The following is a 16,787-nucleotide window of genomic DNA, read 5'->3' as shown; positions in this document are numbered from 1 at the left end:
GGCATCGCGCGCCGGCGAGGCGCCCGTACCGCTTCAATTGGCAGCCGGCCCCGCCAGCAGGTAATGCACGGCGATCCCCGCGAACAGCACGCCGCCGAGCCAGTTGTTGTGCCGGAACGCCGCGAAGCACGGCATCCGCTCGCGATCCTTGATCAGCGTGTAGTGATACAGCGCGCAGCCGACCGCCGCCGCCCAGCCGGCCCAGTACGCGAGACCGAAGCCGAGCGTCACGCCGATCCACACGTAGATGCCGAGCGTCACCGCATAGCACGCCATCACGGCCGCGACGTCGAAGCGGCCGAACGTCAGCGCGGACGTGCGAATGCCGATCTTGATGTCGTCGTCGCGGTCGACCATCGCGTATTCGGTGTCGTACGCGACCGACCAGAAGATGTTCGCCACCAGCATCACCCACGCGAGCGTCGGCACCGTGTCCTGCACGGCCGCGAACGCCATCGGGATGCCGAAGCCGAACGCGATGCCGAGATACGCCTGAGGAATCGCGAAGAAACGCTTCATGAACGGGTACGAGCCGGCGACGAACAGCGCGACGACCGACAGCTCCTTCGTCAGCGTGTTGAGCGGCAGGATCAGCAGGAACGCGATGAACGACAGCACCACCGCGATCGCGACGGCTTCCCATGCGCGGATCTTGCCCGACGTCAGCGGCCGGTCGGCCGTGCGCTTCACGTGACGGTCGAAATCGCGGTCCGCATAGTCGTTCATCGCGCAGCCGGCCGAGCGCATCAGCAGCGTGCCGAGCGCGAAGATCACCAGCAGCGGCCAGCGCGGATGACCGTCCGACGCGATCCACAGCGCGTTGAGCGTCGGCCAGAGCAGCAGCAGGCTGCCGATCGGCTTGTCCATCCGGACGAGCCGCAGATACAGGGGAAAGCGGGCGAGCATGGCGAACCACCGGGAAGAGAATCCCGGCATTTTAGAGCCGAGCGGCGGTTCGCGTCATGTCGGGACGGCCCGCAGCCGGGTGAGGCGGCACGCGCGCAGGCTGCTCGGGCCCGCTGCACGCGGCCGAGCAGCCACATACGTCAATCAGGGGACAGATGCATGGGCGGGGCGGGGCGGGGCGGGACCCGCCCTGCCCGACATTCGATGCCGATGCGGGCAATCCGACCCCGCTTCGACTTCGGGACACCGCCCAGTTGACACCGGCCGCACGACGCACGGCCCGTCACGCCGGATTCAGGCAAGCAGCGACCGCAGCATCCACGCGGTCTTTTCATGCGTCTGCAGGCGCTGCGTCAGCAGGTCGGCGGTCGGCTCGTCGCTCGCCGCATCGGCGATCGGGAAGATTTCGCGCGCAGTGCGCACGACCGTCTCGTGCCCTTCGACGAGCTGGCGGATCATCTCTTCGGCCGCCGGCACGCCGTTCGCTTCCGACACCGACGACAGCTTCGCGAAATCCGCGAACGTGCCCGGCGCGACGACGCCGAGCGTGCGAATGCGCTCGGCGACCAGGTCGACCGCGAGCCACAGTTCGTTGTACTGCTCTTCGAACATCAGATGCAGCGTGTTGAACATCGGACCCGTGACGTTCCAGTGGAAGTTGTGGGTCTTCAGGTACAGCGAAAACGTATCGGCGAGCAGACGCGACAGGCCGTCCGCGATCTTCTTGCGGTCCTTGTCGCTGATGCCGATGTTGATCTGCGTGGCGTTGCCTTTCCTGGCCATCTTCGGGACTCCTCATTCGAAATGTTGAACCGGCGAAAACGCGTCGAGCAATCCGCATGCCGCGCCGTGCGGCATCCGTTCGCGACGTGCCAGTCTAGCGCGGCGCGCGATTCGCTGCGCTCAGCCGCCGAGCGCGTGCAGCGCCTGCGCGACCAGCTCGGCCGCCCCGCCGATGACGATCGCGAAACCGACGATACGGCGCGCCAGCTCGGCCGGCGTGAACGCGGCGCGCATGTTCAGCATCATTTGCGTCATGGTCGTCACTCCTTCGACAAGACCTCGAATCGGAAGAAAAAACGGCCGGTCGTGCGACCGGCCGTTTCACGTTTACAGCGTGACTGCGTCAGCGCATCGCGACTTTCACGCGAGGTCGAAGCGGTCGAGGTTCATCACCTTGTTCCAGGCCGCGACGAAATCGCGCACGAACTTCTCGTGCGCGTCGGCGCTGCCGTACACCTCGGCCAGCGCCCGCAGCTGCGAGTGCGAACCGAAGATCAGGTCGACGCGCGTGCCGGTCCACTTGACCTGGCCCGTCGCCCGGTCGCGCCCTTCGAACACGTCGTTCGCGGCCGACACCGGCTTCCACTCCGTGCCCATGTCGAGCAGGTTCACGAAGAAGTCGTTGGTCAGCGCGCCCGGACGATCGGTGAACACGCCGTGCTTTGCGTCACCGACGTTCGCGCCGAGCACCCGCAGGCCGCCGACGAGCACCGTCAGCTCCGGCCCGCTCAGCGTCAGCAGCTGGGCCTTGTCGACCAGCAGCGCCTCGGCCGGCGTCTTGTACGCGTGCTTCAGGTAGTTGCGGAAACCGTCCGCAACCGGCTCGAGCACGGCCATCGCCTCGATGTCGGTCTGCTCTTGCGACGCGTCCATCCGGCCCGGTGCGAACGGCACCGTCACCGCGACACCCGCGTTCTTCGCGGCCTGTTCGACGCCGGCTGCACCGGCGAGCACGATCAGGTCGGCGAGCGATACCTTCTTGCCGCCCGTCTGCGCATCGTTGAACGCCTTCTGCACGCCTTCGAGCGTCTCGAGCACCGCGGCAAGTGCCGCCGGCTGATTCACTTCCCAGTCCTTCTGCGGGGCGAGGCGGATGCGCGCGCCGTTCGCGCCGCCACGCTTGTCCGAACCGCGGAACGTGGAAGCCGACGCCCACGCGGTCGACACGAGCTGCGCGACCGACAGGCCCGACGCGAGCACCTTCGCCTTCAGCGCCGCGACGTCGGCGGCGTCGATCAGCGGGTGGTCGACGGCCGGGATCGGGTCTTGCCACAGCAGTTGCTCGGTCGGCACTTCCGGGCCCAGATAGCGCGCACGCGGACCCATGTCGCGGTGCGTGAGCTTGAACCAGGCGCGCGCGAACGCGTCGGCGAACTCGGCCGGGTTCTCGTAGAAGCGGCGCGAGATCTTCTCGTAGGCCGGGTCGAAACGCAGCGACAGGTCGGTCGTCAGCATCGTCGGGCGATGCTTCTTCGCCGGATCGAACGCATCGGGAATCACCTCGTCGGCGCCCTTCGCAACCCACTGGTGCGCGCCGGCCGGGCTCTTCGTCAGTTCCCATTCGTAGCTGAACAGGTGCTTGAAGAAGTCGTTGCTCCACTTCGTCGGCGTCGACGTCCACGTGACTTCGAGGCCGCTCGTGATCGCGTCGCGGCCCTTGCCCGATGCGTACGTGCTCTTCCAGCCGAGGCCCTGCTGCTCGATGGCCGCCGCTTCCGGCTCGGGGCCGACGTTCGTGGCGGGGCCGGCGCCGTGCGTCTTGCCGAACGTGTGGCCGCCGGCGATCAGCGCGACCGTCTCTTCGTCGTTCATCGCCATCCGCGCGAACGTCTCGCGGATGTCGCGGGCCGCCGCGACCGGGTCGGGGTTGCCGTCCGGGCCTTCCGGGTTCACGTAGATGAGGCCCATCTGCACGGCCGCGAGCGGGTTCTCGAGATCACGGTCGCCCGAGTAGCGGCTGTTCGGGCCGCCGCTCAGTTCCAGCCAGATCTTTTCCGAACCCCAGTAGACGTCGTCCGGTTCCCACGTGTCGACGCGGCCGCCCGCGAAGCCGAAGGTCTTGAAGCCCATCGATTCGAGCGCGACGTTGCCGGTCAGGATCATCAGGTCGGCCCACGAGATGTTGCGGCCGTACTTCTGCTTGATCGGCCACAGCAGCCGGCGCGCCTTGTCGAGGTTGCCGTTGTCCGGCCAGCTGTTCAGCGGCGCGAAGCGCTGTTGCCCGCCGCCCGCGCCGCCGCGGCCGTCGGCGGTCCGGTACGTGCCGGCGCTGTGCCAGGCCATCCGGATGAACAGGCCGCCGTAGTGGCCGAAGTCGGCCGGCCACCAGTCCTGCGACGTGGTCATCAGCGCCTGCAGATCGCGCTTCACCGCCGCGAGGTCGAGCTTCTTGAACGCTTCCGCGTAGTCGAAATCCTTGTCCATCGGATCGGACAGCGCCGAGTGCCGGTGCAGGATGTTGAGATTGAGCTGGTTCGGCCACCAGTCCCTGTTCGACGTGCCGCCGGCCGCCGTATGGTTGAACGGACACTTCGATTCGGTCGACATGCTTTTTCTCCTTTGCTTGACTCGTAAGCCCCCACTTGCCGGGCGCGGTTCATGGAGCATTGCGGGGGGATGAAACGGAACAGGTTGATCCTGTCGTACTACGGGGTGTCAGGCCGCGCGGCCTTCGATGCGGGTTGCGGGACTTCGGACATGCAACGCTCCCTCATGGCTGAACGGCGGTGAGTCGGGGAACACCGAACCGGCATGCAACGGCACTCATCCGCCATACGTACGGTCCGCCAGGTACGCGAACGCAATCGGGCGCAGGCTCCGGGCCGCGGCCCTCGCACGATTGACGACCTCGTCGCGCGACGGGATGTTCCGCTGCGCGTGCTGCAGTACCGACCGCATCATGACATCCTCCTTTGACGCTTGCATTCAACGTGCGAATCGAACCGCCGATCCGACGCAATCCATGGAAATGATTCTAATTACGTCTATCGATATTTTGAATTTAATAAATTTCATCTATTCGATAGGCAAAAATAAACGGGGTCGCCAGACCCCGTTCATCCGCCTGCCTCGGGAGCACTGCTCCCTGATCAGTTCACTCAGTTCATCGTCGCCGGCATGTCGAGCTTCGCGACGCCCGGCAGCTCGCACGCGGCGATCGCCTCGCTGATCGCGTCGATCGCGGGCATTCGCGTGAAGCTCTTGCGCCACACCAGCACGACGCGGCGATCCGGCACCGGTTCGTTGAACGGCACGTACGACAGCAACTCGGCGTCGGGGCCGTTCGCGCGCGGACCAACCTCGGCGACCGACATCCGCGGCAGCACCGTGATGCCGACGCCGCTCGCGACCATGTGGCGAATGGTTTCGAGCGACGAGCCCTCGAAGGTCTTCTGGATGCCGTCGGCCGTCTGCGAGAAGCGCATCAGCTCCGGGCACACGCCGAGCACGTGATCGCGGAAGCAATGGCCGTTGCCGAGCAGCAGCATCGTTTCCTGCTTCAGGTCCTCGGCATCGATTTCCTCGCGCTTCTCCCACGGATGGCCGGCCGGCAGCGCGACGACGAACGGCTCGTCGTACAGCGGCCGCACCATCAGGCCGGTTTCGGGGAACGGCAGCGCCATGATCGCGGCGTCGATCTCGCCCTGCTTCAGCAGTTCGAGCAGCTTCAGCGTGTAGTTTTCCTGCAGCATCAGCGGCATCTGCGGCACGCGCTGGATCATCTGCTTGACGAGCGTCGGCAGCAGGTACGGCCCGATCGTGTAGATCACGCCGAGCCGGAACGGGCCGACGAGCGGGTCCTTGCCCTGCTTCGCGATCTCCTTGATCGCGAAGGTCTGCTCGAGCACGCGCTGCGCCTGCGTGACGATCTGGTCGCCGATCGGGGTCACGCTCACTTCGCTCGCGCCGCGCTCGAAAATCTGCACGTTGAGCTCGTCTTCGAGCTTCTTGATCGCCACCGACAGCGTCGGCTGGCTCACGAAGCACGCTTCGGCCGCGCGACCGAAGTGCCGTTCGCGCGCGACCGCGACGATGTATTTCAATTCAGTCAGGGTCATTGTGGGTCAATCAGGGATATACAGGCGATAGGTTTAATTTATACACCCGTTGGCACCGGTTCGCCAAGTTTCTCTGTATCGCAACGCGCCGAATCAACGCTGAATGGCGGTTTTAAATCCGACCCTGAATGCGCGAATCAGGCCTTCAGATATTGCTCGCGCGCGCCGAGCCAGCGGGCGAGATGCTGCGTGACCACGTCGGGATACGCGGCGATCAGCCGCGCCGCCGCGTCGCGGGCCGGATCGATCAGCCAGCCGTCGGTCTCGAGGTTCGCGAAGCGCAGCATCGCCGCGCCGGACTGGCGCGCGCCGAGGAATTCGCCGGGGCCGCGGATCTCGAGGTCGCGCCGCGCGATCTCGAAGCCGTCGGTCGTCTCGCGCATCGTCTTCAGCCGCTCGCGGCCGGTCAGCGACAGCGGGCCCGTGTACAGCAGCACGCACACCGACGCCGCGGTGCCGCGCCCGACGCGGCCGCGCAGCTGGTGCAGCTGCGCGAGGCCGAAGCGCTCCGCGTGCTCGATCACCATCAGCGAGGCATTCGGCACGTCGACGCCGACTTCGATCACGGTCGTCGCGACGAGCAGCTGCACGTCGTTGCGCGTGAAGGCCTCCATCACGGCCGCCTTGTCGGCCGGCGACAGCCGCCCGTGCACGAGCCCGACCTTCAGCTCGGGCAGTGCCGCGGCCAGCGTTTCATAGGTTTCGACGGCCGTCTGCAGCTGCAGCGTCTCGCTCTCCTCGATCAGCGGACACACCCAGTACACCTGGCGGCCGGTCAGCGCGGCCTCGCGCACGCGGGCGATCACCTCCTCGCGCCGCGCGTCGCCGACGAGGCGCGTCAGCACCGGCGTGCGGCCCGGCGGCAGCTCGTCGATCGTCGACACCTCGAGGTCCGCGTAATACGTCATCGCGAGCGTGCGCGGGATCGGCGTGGCCGACATCATCAACTGGTGCGGCTGGAAATCGCGCGCGCCGTTGGCCGCGTTCGCGGCCTTCGCGCGCAGCGCGAGACGCTGCTCGACGCCGAAGCGGTGCTGCTCGTCGACGATCACGAGGCCGAGCCGCGCGAATTCGACGGTGTCCTGGATGATCGCGTGCGTGCCGATCACGAGCTGCGCGGTGCCGAGCGCCGCGGCCTCGATCGCCGCGCGCTTCTCCTTCGCCTTCAGGCTGCCCGCGAGCCATGCGACCGTGACGCCGAGCGGCTCGAGCCATGCGCGCAGCTTGCGCGCATGCTGTTCCGCGAGGATTTCGGTCGGCGCCATCAGCGCGGCCTGGTAGCCGGCGTCGATCGCCTGCGCGGCCGCCAGCGCCGCGACGACCGTCTTGCCGCTGCCGACGTCGCCCTGCAGCAGCCGCTGCATCGGGTGTGCGAGCGTGAGGTCGTGCGCGATCTCGTCGACGACGCGCGACTGCGCGCCCGTCAGCGTGAACGGCAGCGCCGCGTAAAGGCGTGTGGTCAGCGCATCGGCATCGGTCGCGGCGCGGCGCGGCATCGCGGGCGCCGCGCGCGTGCGTCGCTCCTCGTGCGCGCGCTTGAGCGACAGCTGCTGCGCGAGCAGCTCCTCGAACTTGATGCGGGTCCACGCCGGATGCGAGCCGTCCATCAGCGCGGCTTCGTCGGAATCGACGGCCGGGTGGTGCAGGATGCGCACGGCCTGCGCGAGCGTCGGCACGCCGAGCGGCTTCAGGTAGTCGCGCTCGATCTCGGGCGGCAGCAGCTCGGGCAGCGGCGTGCGCTCGACCGCGTTCTCGATCGCCTTGCGCAGATACGCCTGCGACACGCCGGCCGTGCTCGGATAGACGGGCGTGAGCACCTGCGGCAGCGGCGCATCGGCCTCGACGACACGCACGGCCGGATGCACCATCTCCATCCCGAAGAAGCCGCCGCGCACGTCGCCGCGCACGCGCAGCCGCTGGCCGACGGCCATCTGCTTGACCTGCGAGCCGTAGAAATTGAGGAAGCGCAGCACGAGCTGCTCGCCGTCGTCGTCCTGGATCTTCACGACGAGCTGACGACGCGGCCGGTACGCGACCTCGTTGTCGAACACGACGCCTTCGGTCTGCGCGATGCCGCCCGGCAGCAGTTCGCCGATCGGCGTGAGCGTGGTTTCGTCCTCGTAGCGCATCGGCAGATGCAGCACGAGATCGATCGAGCGCGTGAGGCCGAGCTTCGCGAGCTTGTCGACGGTCTTCACGGGTTTGTCGGCGGCCGGCTTCTTCTTGCGTTTCGCACCGGAGGGTCCAGCTGCGCCCGCCTCGTCGCTGCCCGCGCCCGGTTCGGCGTCGGGCGCGGCCGCGGCCGGCTGCGCGAGCCGGCCGTCGGCACCGCGCTTCGGGCCCGTGCGGCGCGGCGCGATACTGCGCGGCGGCTCGTGCTCCCCCGCGCTGCGCGCGGGCAACGCGGCATCGTCCGCGTCGAACGGATCGGCGGAATCGGCAACGGCGGCGGTGGAACGGCGTGGTGACACAGGCATCGGATCGTCTGGGTGCTTCGCAAGGCAAGTACAATAGCGGCTTTCACGTCGTCCGAACGAACGACGCCGGCCAGGCCGCGCATCCCGCCATCATAGCGGCTCGCGCGCCCCATTCATGCGTTTCCGCCCTGTCGGCGGCGCCCGCCGGCCGTTTCGAACCAGCCCGCATGTTCACGCTTTCCGATTTCGATTTCAATCTGCCTCCCGAGCTGATTGCGCAAACCGCGCTGCCCGACCGTACCGCGAGCCGCCTGCTCGAGGTCGACGGCACCGTCGAGCCCGCGCGCCTCGTCGACCGCCGCTTCGCCGAGCTGCCGTCGTGCATCGCGCCCGGCGACCTGCTCGTGTTCAACGATACCAAGGTCCTGAAGGCACGTTTCTTCGGCCAGAAGGCCAGCGGCGGCAAGATCGAGGTACTGATCGAGCGCGTGACCGGCACGCACACCGCGCTCGCGCAGATCCGCGCGAGCAAGTCGCCGGGCGCCGGCACGACGCTGCGCCTCGCCGACGCGTTCGACGTGACGGTCGGCGAGCGCGTCGAGCCGTTCTTCACGCTGCATTTCCCGGCGCCGTGCCTCACGCTGATCGAGCAGCACGGCCGCCTGCCGCTGCCGCCGTACATCGAGCACGACGCCGACGCGAACGACGAGACGCGCTATCAGACCGTCTACGCGAGCAATCCGGGCGCGGTCGCCGCGCCCACGGCCGGGCTCCATTTCGACCGGCCGCTGCTCGAGAAGCTCGACGCGATGGGCGTCGAGCGCGCGACGCTGACGCTGCACGTCGGCGCCGGCACGTTCCAGCCGGTGCGCGTCGAGAACCTCGCCGAGCACAAGATGCACAGCGAGTGGTACGACCTGCCGCAGTCGCTCGTCGACAAGATCGCCGCGACCCGCGCGCGCGGCGGCAACGTGATCGCGGTCGGCACGACCTCGATGCGCGCGCTCGAAGCCGCGGCGCGCAGCGCCGACGAAGCCGACCGCCCGCTCGCGGCGACGCAGGCCGAGACCGACATCTTCATCACGCCCGGCTACGCTTTCCGGGTCGTCGACCGGCTCGTCACGAACTTCCACCTGCCGAAGTCGACACTGCTGATGCTGGTGTCGGCGTTCGCGGGCGTCGAGACGATCCGCGCCGCGTACCGGCACGCGATCGACGCACGCTACCGCTTCTTCAGCTACGGCGACGCGATGCTGCTCACGCGGCGCGATACGCCGGAGGCGCCGCGCGCGTAAGCGCGGCAGGTGCGAAGACACGCCGGCCCGCGCCGGCCCGCGACCGCGCTGCGGCCGCTGAGCTTCGCGCCGTCGCGCGCCGCGCCGTTGTCCCCGCGCTGTCGCCCCCGCTTTCCTGCGGTACGCGCTACGATGGCGCGCACCCGCTTTTCCCCGCCGCCGGTTGCCCGGCGGCGTTTCCAACATGCGCCGGACTGTTCTCCGGTGGCAAGGAGAATGACGCGATGACCGAAGGTTCATCCCACGATACGCACGCTCATCCGCACGCCCCCGTGCAGGACCGCCCCGCGAACGGGCTCGAATTCGAACTGCTGACGACCGACGGCCATGCGCGCCGCGGCCGCGTGAAGCTCAACCACGGCGTGGTCGAGACGCCGATCTTCATGCCGGTCGGCACGTACGGCACCGTGAAGGCGATCCAGCCGCGCGAGCTGCACGAGATCAAGGCCCAGATCATCCTCGGCAACACGTTCCACCTGTGGCTGCGCCCGGGCCTCGACACGATCGACGCGCACGGCGGCCTGCACGGCTTCATGGGCTGGAACAAGCCGATCCTGACCGACTCGGGCGGCTTCCAGGTGTTCTCGCTCGGCGACCTGCGCAAGATCACCGAGGACGGCGTGACGTTCGCATCGCCGATCAATGGCGACAAGCTGTTCCTGTCGCCGGAAGTGTCGATGCAGATCCAGAAGGTGCTGAACTCGGACATCGTGATGCAGTTCGACGAGTGCACGCCGTACGCGACCAACGGTGTGCCGACCACGCACAAGGAAGCGGCCGAGTCGATGCGCATGTCGCTGCGCTGGGCGAAGCGCTCGCTCGACGAGTTCGACCGGCTCGGCAACCCGAACGCCCTCTTCGGGATCGTCCAGGGCGGGATGTTCGAGGACCTGCGCGACGAATCGCTCGCGGGCCTCGCGGAGCTCGACTTCCACGGCCTCGCGATCGGCGGGCTGTCGGTCGGCGAGCCGAAGGAAGACATGATGCGCGTGCTGCAGCACGTCGGCCCGAAGCTGCCGGCGCACAAGCCGCACTACCTGATGGGCGTCGGGACGCCGGAGGACCTGGTCGAGGGCGTCGCGAACGGCATCGACATGTTCGACTGCGTGATGCCGACCCGCAACGCGCGCAACGGCTGGCTGTTCACGCGCTTCGGCGACGTGAAGATCCGCAACGCGACGCACAAGAACTCGCTGAAGCCGCTCGACGCCAGCTGCACGTGCTACACGTGCCAGAACTTCTCGCGCGGCTACCTGCATCACCTGCACCGCGTCGGCGAAATCCTCGGCGCGCAGCTCAACACGATCCACAACCTGCACTACTACCTGCAGCTGATGAGCGAGATCCGCGACGCGATCGAGACCCATACGTTCGACGCATTCCGCCAGCGCTTCGCAGAGGATCGCGCGAGAGGGGTCGACTGACGGGCCGGCGGCCCGCAGCGCGCCCGTCACATAGGACGTGTACTAAATAATGCGTTCTGAGTGCCGGTCGCGACCGCCAAACATTACAATTGCCTTTCCAAACGAGTCGCAACGGTGTCGTTTCACGCTTAACAGCTTGATCCGAAAGCGCATTTGCCGAGCCGTTCGCGCATGGGGCCGGTGGTAGAATAACCGGCTTATTTTTCGATCTTCCCCTACGGAGAGACCAACGTGCCGTTCATTTCCAATGCCTTCGCGCAAGGCGCCGGTGGCGCCGAATCGAGCCTGATGAGCTTCCTGCCGCTCATCCTGATGTTCGCGGTGCTGTACTTCATCATGATCCGTCCGCAGATGAAGCGCCAGAAGGAACACCGCAACATGCTCGCGGCCATGGCGAAGGGCGACGAAGTCGTCACGAGCGGCGGCCTCGTCGGCAAGGTGACGAAGGTCACCGAAGGCTACATCGGCGTCGAAATCGCCGAAGGCACCGAAATCACCGTGCAGAAGGCTGCGGTCACGACCATTCTGCCGAAGGGCACGATCAAGTCGCTGTAAGGTTTTCACCGAGCGTCCGGCTCCCCGCGCCGTGCCCGCCTGACAGCGCGGGCCGCCGCGGCGCCGGACGCGACGCTTTCACGCCAACCACCCGTTCGGCCCCCTCATGAATCGTTATCCACTCTGGAAATATGTCGTGATGGTCGTGGCGCTCGCCATCGGCCTTCTGTACACATTGCCCAACTTCTTCGGCGAAGCGCCGGCGGTGCAGGTGTCGAGCGGCAAGGCCACGGTCAAGCTCGACTCGACCACGCTGACCCAGGTCGAATCCGCGCTCGCGTCCGCGCAGATCACGCCGGACGACGTCACCTTCGAGAACACGGCGTCCAACGCGAACATCCGCGTGCGCCTGAAGGACACCGATACGCAGCTGCGCGTCAAGGACCTGCTGCAGAAATCGCTGAACACCGACCCGAACGATCCGCAGTACGTCGTCGCACTGAACCTGCAGAGCGCGTCGCCGCGCTGGCTGACCGCGCTGCATGCCCTGCCGATGTATCTCGGCCTCGACCTGCGCGGCGGTGTGCATTTCCTGCTCCAGGTCGACATGACGGGCGCGCTCACCAAGAAGCTCGACTCCGACGCGTCCGACGCCCGTGCGCTGCTGCGTGACAAGAACATCCGCGACGGCGGCGTGAGCCGCGTCGACCAGTCCGTCGTCGTCAACTTCAGCGACGCGCAAACGGCCGAAGACGCCCGCAAGGTGCTCGCCGCGTCGGTCACCGAACTGCAATGGGCGACCCAGCCCGGCGGCGGCGGCACGCAAGTCGTCGGCACGTTCACGCCGGCCGTGCAGAAGGCCGTCGAGGACGCCGCGCTCAAGCAGAACCTGACCACGCTCCACAACCGCGTGAACGAACTCGGCGTGTCCGAGCCGATCCTGCAGCAGCAGGGCAGCGACCGTATCGTCGTCGAACTGCCGGGCGTGCAGGACACCGCGAAGGCGAAGGACATCATCGGCCGCACCGCGACGCTCGAGGCGCGCCTCGCCGATCCGCTCAACACGCACCCGAACCCGAACGACCCCGTGCCGCCGGGCGAGGAGCTGTTCACGCAGGGCAACCAGGCGCCCGTGCTGCTGAAGAAGGACGTGATCTTCACCGGCGACCGCATCATCGACGCGTCGGCCGGCTTCGACGAACATCAGCGTCCGTCGGTCAACATCCGCCTCGACTCGGCGGGCGGCCGCTCGGTGCGCGCGGTGTCGCGCGAGAACATCGGCAAGCCGATGGCGATGGTGTTGTTCGAGAAGGGCAAGGGCGAAGTGCTGACGGTCGCGACGATCCAGTCCGAACTCGGCGACCGCTTCCAGATCACGGGCCAGCCGACGCCGCAGGCGGCGGCCGACCTCGCGCTGCTGCTGCGCGCCGGTTCGCTCGCCGCACCGATGGACATCATCGAGGAACGCACGATCGGCCCGAGCCTCGGCGCGGACAACATCAAGATGGGCGTCCACTCGGTGATCTGGGGCTTCTGCGCGATCGCCGTGTTCATGATCGCGTACTACATGCTGTTCGGCGTGATCTCGGTGATCGGCCTGTCGGTGAACCTGCTGCTGCTCGTCGCGGTGCTGTCGCTGATGCAGGCGACGCTGACGCTGCCCGGTATCGCCGCTATCGCGCTCGCGCTCGGCATGGCGATCGACTCGAACGTGCTGATCAACGAGCGCGTGCGTGAAGAACTGCGTGCCGGCCAGCCGCCGCAGCTCGCGATCCAGGCCGGTTACGCGCATGCGTGGGCGACGATTCTCGACTCGAACGTCACGACGCTGATCGCCGGCCTCGCGCTGCTCGCGTTCGGCTCGGGCCCGGTTCGCGCGTTCGCGATCGTGCACTGCCTCGGCATCCTGACGTCGATGTTCTCCGCGGTGTTCTTCTCGCGCGGGATCGTCAACCTCTGGTACGGCGGCCGCAAGAAGCTGAAGTCGCTCGCGATCGGCCAGGTGTGGAGGCCGGAAGGCGCCACGGCCGGTGCCGCAGGCGCAGCGTTCGGCGCGGCCGACGAATCGACCGACACCGCGCGCGCCGCGAAGCTCGCCGCACCCGCGAAGGGCGACGCACCGCGCGCCGGCAAGCCGCAGCTGCGCAACCGCGCGCAGCAAGGCGTGTCGCCGAAGAAACCGGGCTCGACCCAATAAGGCCCCGGAGACGAAGCCATGGAATTTTTCCGCATCCGTAAAGACATTCCGTTCATGCGGCACGCGCTGGTGTTCAACGTGATCTCGCTGGTCACGTTCCTCGCCGCCGTGTTCTTCCTGTTCCACCGCGGGCTGCACCTGTCCGTCGAATTCACCGGCGGCACGGTGATCGAGGTCCAGTACCAGCAAGCCGCGCAGCTCGAACCCGTGCGCGACACGCTCGGCAAGCTCGGCTATGCCGATGCGCAGGTGCAGAACTTCGGCACGTCGCGCAACGTGCTGATCCGCCTGCAGCTGAAGGAAGGCCTCACGTCCGCGCAGCAGAGCGACCAGGTGATGACCGCGCTGAAGGCGCAAAGCCCCGACGTGACGCTGCAGCGCGTCGAGTTCGTCGGCCCGCAGGTCGGCCGCGAGCTTGCGACCGACGGTCTCCTCGCGCTCGCGTGCGTGGTGATCGGCATCGTGATCTACCTGTCGATCCGCTTCGAATGGAAGTACGCAGTCGCCGGTATCATCGCGAACCTGCACGACGTCGTGATCATTCTCGGCTTCTTCGCGTTCTTCCAGTGGGAGTTCTCGCTGGCGGTGCTCGCGGCCATCCTCGCGGTGCTCGGCTACTCGGTCAACGAGTCGGTCGTCATCTTCGACCGGATCCGCGAAACGTTCCGCCGCGAACGCAAGATGAGCGTGCAGGAAGTGATCAACCACGCGATCACGACCACGATGTCGCGGACGATCATCACGCACACGTCGACGGAAATGATGGTGCTGTCGATGTTCTTCTTCGGCGGCCCGACGCTGCACTACTTCGCGCTCGCGCTGACGGTCGGCATCATGTTCGGCATCTATTCGTCGGTGTTCGTCGCGGGCTCGCTCGCGATGTGGCTCGGCATCAAGCGCGAAGACCTGATCAAGGAAAAGAAGACCGCGCACGATCCGGACGATCCGAACGCGGGCGCGCAGGTTTAAGCGCCGCATCGCTTCGGCTGATACCGGAAGGCCGGTCCCTCGTGGACCGGCCTTTTTTCATGGCCGAGCCGCCGCCCTCCTCGTCCGTCGCGACTGCACGGACCGTCGGCTACAATCGCGTCACCGTCCCGCCCCGCCACCCGCCGAAGCCGCGGTCCTCATGATGCCAGCCACGCGTGTCGTTCATCGCATCGTCGCCTGGAGTACCGGTGCAGCCGCCGCGGCTGCGTTCGTTGCATGCGCATCGGCCGCGCGCGCACAATCCGCGTCCGCGCCGCCTGCCGTCCCGCCTGCGGCCCCGTCCGCGGCCGCGGCGGCCGCTGCTGCCGCCGCGTCGCAACCGTCACCCTGCCCGCCCGACTGGGAACCGCAGCTCTGCGAACTGAAGGCCGCGGTCGACGTGCTGAAGAAGCAGCACCTGACCGACGTCGACATCGGCGCGCTGCTCGACGCCACCGTGCACGACGGGATCAAGACGCTGCCGCACGCGCGCTTCTTCAACGCGAAGGAGGAGCAGGAACGGCGCGACGACGAGCGCCGCGCGCGCGACGGCACGCCGGGCATCGGCATCGTGTTCGAGACACGGCCCGACGGGCTGCACATCCTCGACGTCATCCCCGACGCGCCCGCCGAATAGGCCGGCGTGCGGCCCGACGATCTCGTCGTCGCGATGAACGACCGGAGCGTCGTCGGCATCGACAGCAGCGAGGTCGTGAAATTCGCGAAGGGCGACGCGGGCGTGCCGCTCAAGCTCACGGTCCGGCGCGGTCCGAACCACGTGACGCTGACCTTCGCGCCGGTCCGCGCGATCGTCCGGCCACACCCGGCGACGACGAAGCGGCTCGCCGGCGACATCCTGTACACGCGGCTGTCGAGCTTTCCGGAGCCCGCGATCGGCAATACGATCGATGCGGTGCAGGCCGCGCGCCGCGCGGGGCCGCCGGTGAAAGGCGTGATCCTCGACCTGCGCATCAACGGCGGCGGCGCGCTGAATGCGGCGATCGGCATCACCGCGCTGTTCGCCGGGCGCGACCGTACCGCGATGATCACGCTCGAGCGCGACGGCACGAAGCGCCGCCGCTTCACGACCAACTGGCCCGACTACGAACTGCCGGTCATGCGCGGCCAGGATCCGCTCGCGCCGCTGCAGGCCGACGACTGGTGGCGCACCGTGCCGCTCGTGGTGCTCGTCGACGGACAGAGCGCGTCGGCCGCCGAAGCGACCGCGGCCGCACTGAAGGATCTCGGCCGCGCGCGGCTGCTCGGGATGCCGACCTACGGAAAGGGACTCGCGCAGACCGGCGTCGACCTGATCGACGGCACGCGCCTCGCTTTCACGTTCGCACGCAACCTGCGGCCGAACGGCTGCCCGATGGACGGCTACGGCGTCGTGCCGGACTGGCTCGTGCCGCCGCGCCGCGACTCGGACGTCGACGGCGTGCTGCTGTGGTACCGCGAAGTCGATCTCGCCCGCGCGCCGTATGCGGACCGGGTCGCGCCCGACCCGTTCGCGCAGGTCCGCAAGGCGCGGCAGGCACTGCGCGAAGCCCGTGTGCGCGCGAAGATCGATACGGCGAAGAGCGCGGCGCTTCCGCAGCGCGAATTCGGCACGGCAAGTGACTGGCAGCTTCAGCAAGCGCTGAATGCGCTCGCGCAGCGCGCGGTCGCGACGATCGAGGCGAAACCATCGTTGATGCCGGCGAAGCCGACGTGCGAGCCGGAAGGCTGACCTGCCAATACGATTGCAGGCCCCGGCTCAATCCGGCCCGGTCATCAGGCACGACAACGTTTGTCTTTCCGGTGACGGCGAATTACTCCATTCCGGCGAGTTTCTTTTCCGAAATCCTTCCAAAGATTGGTAGCCGCTCACATTCCAGTTGTAACCCCTCGCGTGCTCGACTTCGACAACGGAATAACGGCATCGACTGCTGCGGTTCTTCAAACGAAAGACCATTCGTTCCTGATCGCGATCCAGTCCGCTTTCCAGAATTTCGTAGTGCGTCGCCTCACAGATGCTGTAGGTTGAATTCCATTCGATTGTCTTGGCACGTACATGGAGTGCGCCGGAACAGGCCCGGCCGGTTCCCTGGAATGTACCGGTGAATACGTGGTCGGCTGCGACCGCCGCACTCGACAGGCCGCCGATGGACATCGACAACACCCAGGCCATCAGTACGCGCATATCGCCTGCCATTTTTCGAAACCTGTCTTCGGTCGTGCCCGCTCCGCCATATCAGTCCTGT

The 16,787-nt window shown here is 67.3% G+C and carries 12 protein-coding genes and 1 pseudogene; 6 read left to right on the top strand and 7 right to left on the bottom strand.

Translation table 11 applies throughout. From position 1 onward, the window contains the following. Window positions 1-33 precede the first annotated feature (33 nt). The 6 genes from ubiA to recG form a co-directional block, all read right to left on the bottom strand. Window positions 34-906, bottom strand: coding sequence for a 4-hydroxybenzoate octaprenyltransferase (gene ubiA, locus U5A56_RS00895; RefSeq protein WP_321811277.1), 873 nt, complete (start codon window positions 904-906; stop codon window positions 34-36). A gap of 294 nt (window positions 907-1,200) precedes the next feature. Next, window positions 1,201-1,689, bottom strand: a complete 489-nt coding sequence (dpsA, locus tag U5A56_RS00890; protein WP_321920708.1) for a non-specific DNA-binding protein DpsA — start codon at window positions 1,687-1,689, stop codon at window positions 1,201-1,203. Between the two features lie 120 nt (window positions 1,690-1,809). Further along, window positions 1,810-1,944: a hypothetical protein gene (locus U5A56_RS00885; protein ID WP_268906939.1), complete on the bottom strand. Its 135-nt coding sequence runs from the start codon at window positions 1,942-1,944 to the stop codon at window positions 1,810-1,812. Between the two features lie 105 nt (window positions 1,945-2,049). After that, window positions 2,050-4,236: a catalase/peroxidase HPI gene (katG, locus tag U5A56_RS00880; protein WP_321920707.1), complete on the bottom strand. Its 2,187-nt coding sequence runs from the start codon at window positions 4,234-4,236 to the stop codon at window positions 2,050-2,052. Between the two features lie 551 nt (window positions 4,237-4,787). Beyond that, the gene (locus tag U5A56_RS00875; protein ID WP_044844025.1) at window positions 4,788-5,747 is read right to left on the bottom strand and encodes a hydrogen peroxide-inducible genes activator; all 960 of its coding nucleotides are present in this window, start codon (window positions 5,745-5,747) and stop codon (window positions 4,788-4,790) included. A 137-nt stretch (window positions 5,748-5,884) separates the two neighbouring features. Further along, window positions 5,885-8,224 (bottom strand): ATP-dependent DNA helicase RecG, encoded by a 2,340-nt coding sequence (gene recG / locus U5A56_RS00870; RefSeq protein ID WP_321796880.1) that lies wholly within the window; start codon window positions 8,222-8,224, stop codon window positions 5,885-5,887. 167 nt (window positions 8,225-8,391) lie between these two features. Between recG and queA the strand changes: the two genes are divergently transcribed. From queA to U5A56_RS00840, 6 genes and pseudogenes are all read left to right on the top strand, one after another. Further along, window positions 8,392-9,459, top strand: a complete 1,068-nt coding sequence (queA, locus tag U5A56_RS00865) for a tRNA preQ1(34) S-adenosylmethionine ribosyltransferase-isomerase QueA (RefSeq protein WP_321920706.1) — start codon at window positions 8,392-8,394, stop codon at window positions 9,457-9,459. Between the two features lie 224 nt (window positions 9,460-9,683). Next, a complete protein-coding gene (tgt, locus tag U5A56_RS00860; RefSeq protein WP_321920705.1) occupies window positions 9,684-10,883 on the top strand; it encodes a tRNA guanosine(34) transglycosylase Tgt in 1,200 nt (399 codons plus the stop codon). A gap of 231 nt (window positions 10,884-11,114) precedes the next feature. Beyond that, window positions 11,115-11,438, top strand: coding sequence for a preprotein translocase subunit YajC (gene yajC / locus U5A56_RS00855; RefSeq protein WP_006476868.1), 324 nt, complete (start codon window positions 11,115-11,117; stop codon window positions 11,436-11,438). A gap of 106 nt (window positions 11,439-11,544) precedes the next feature. Then, the gene (gene secD / locus U5A56_RS00850; protein ID WP_321920704.1) at window positions 11,545-13,575 is read left to right on the top strand and encodes a protein translocase subunit SecD; all 2,031 of its coding nucleotides are present in this window, start codon (window positions 11,545-11,547) and stop codon (window positions 13,573-13,575) included. An 18-nt stretch (window positions 13,576-13,593) separates the two neighbouring features. Further along, window positions 13,594-14,544, top strand: coding sequence for a protein translocase subunit SecF (gene secF, locus U5A56_RS00845; protein ID WP_044844020.1), 951 nt, complete (start codon window positions 13,594-13,596; stop codon window positions 14,542-14,544). 160 nt (window positions 14,545-14,704) lie between these two features. Continuing rightward, window positions 14,705-16,273: pseudogene (locus U5A56_RS00840) on the top strand (S41 family peptidase). 27 nt (window positions 16,274-16,300) lie between these two features. Here U5A56_RS00840 and U5A56_RS00835 read toward each other — a convergent pair. Next, window positions 16,301-16,738, bottom strand: a complete 438-nt coding sequence (locus U5A56_RS00835; RefSeq protein WP_321920703.1) for a hypothetical protein — start codon at window positions 16,736-16,738, stop codon at window positions 16,301-16,303. Between the last annotated feature and the right edge of the window lie 49 nt (window positions 16,739-16,787).

Origin of the sequence: Burkholderia sp. BCC1998 (assembly GCF_905339875.1) — a bacterium.
Lineage (GTDB): Bacteria > Pseudomonadota > Gammaproteobacteria > Burkholderiales > Burkholderiaceae > Burkholderia.
The sequence above is the reverse complement of the archived record's forward strand: the minus strand, read 5'-3'. Positions and strand labels throughout refer to the sequence as shown.

What these genes read in the sequence shown, in the direction of transcription:
- U5A56_RS00835 (WP_321920703.1), bottom strand. Translation starts at nt 16,738, where the DNA reads ATGGCAGGCGATATGCGCGTACTGATGGCCTGGGTGTTGTCGATGTCC.
- recG (WP_321796880.1), bottom strand. Translation starts at nt 8,224, where the DNA reads ATGCCTGTGTCACCACGCCGTTCCACCGCCGCCGTTGCCGATTCCGCC.
- secD (WP_321920704.1), top strand. Translation starts at nt 11,545, where the DNA reads ATGAATCGTTATCCACTCTGGAAATATGTCGTGATGGTCGTGGCGCTC.
- queA (WP_321920706.1), top strand. Translation starts at nt 8,392, where the DNA reads ATGTTCACGCTTTCCGATTTCGATTTCAATCTGCCTCCCGAGCTGATT.
- tgt (WP_321920705.1), top strand. Translation starts at nt 9,684, where the DNA reads ATGACCGAAGGTTCATCCCACGATACGCACGCTCATCCGCACGCCCCC.
- katG (WP_321920707.1), bottom strand. Translation starts at nt 4,236, where the DNA reads ATGTCGACCGAATCGAAGTGTCCGTTCAACCATACGGCGGCCGGCGGC.
- dpsA (WP_321920708.1), bottom strand. Translation starts at nt 1,689, where the DNA reads ATGGCCAGGAAAGGCAACGCCACGCAGATCAACATCGGCATCAGCGAC.
- U5A56_RS00875 (WP_044844025.1), bottom strand. Translation starts at nt 5,747, where the DNA reads ATGACCCTGACTGAATTGAAATACATCGTCGCGGTCGCGCGCGAACGG.
- ubiA (WP_321811277.1), bottom strand. Translation starts at nt 906, where the DNA reads ATGCTCGCCCGCTTTCCCCTGTATCTGCGGCTCGTCCGGATGGACAAG.
- U5A56_RS00885 (WP_268906939.1), bottom strand. Translation starts at nt 1,944, where the DNA reads ATGACGCAAATGATGCTGAACATGCGCGCCGCGTTCACGCCGGCCGAG.
- secF (WP_044844020.1), top strand. Translation starts at nt 13,594, where the DNA reads ATGGAATTTTTCCGCATCCGTAAAGACATTCCGTTCATGCGGCACGCG.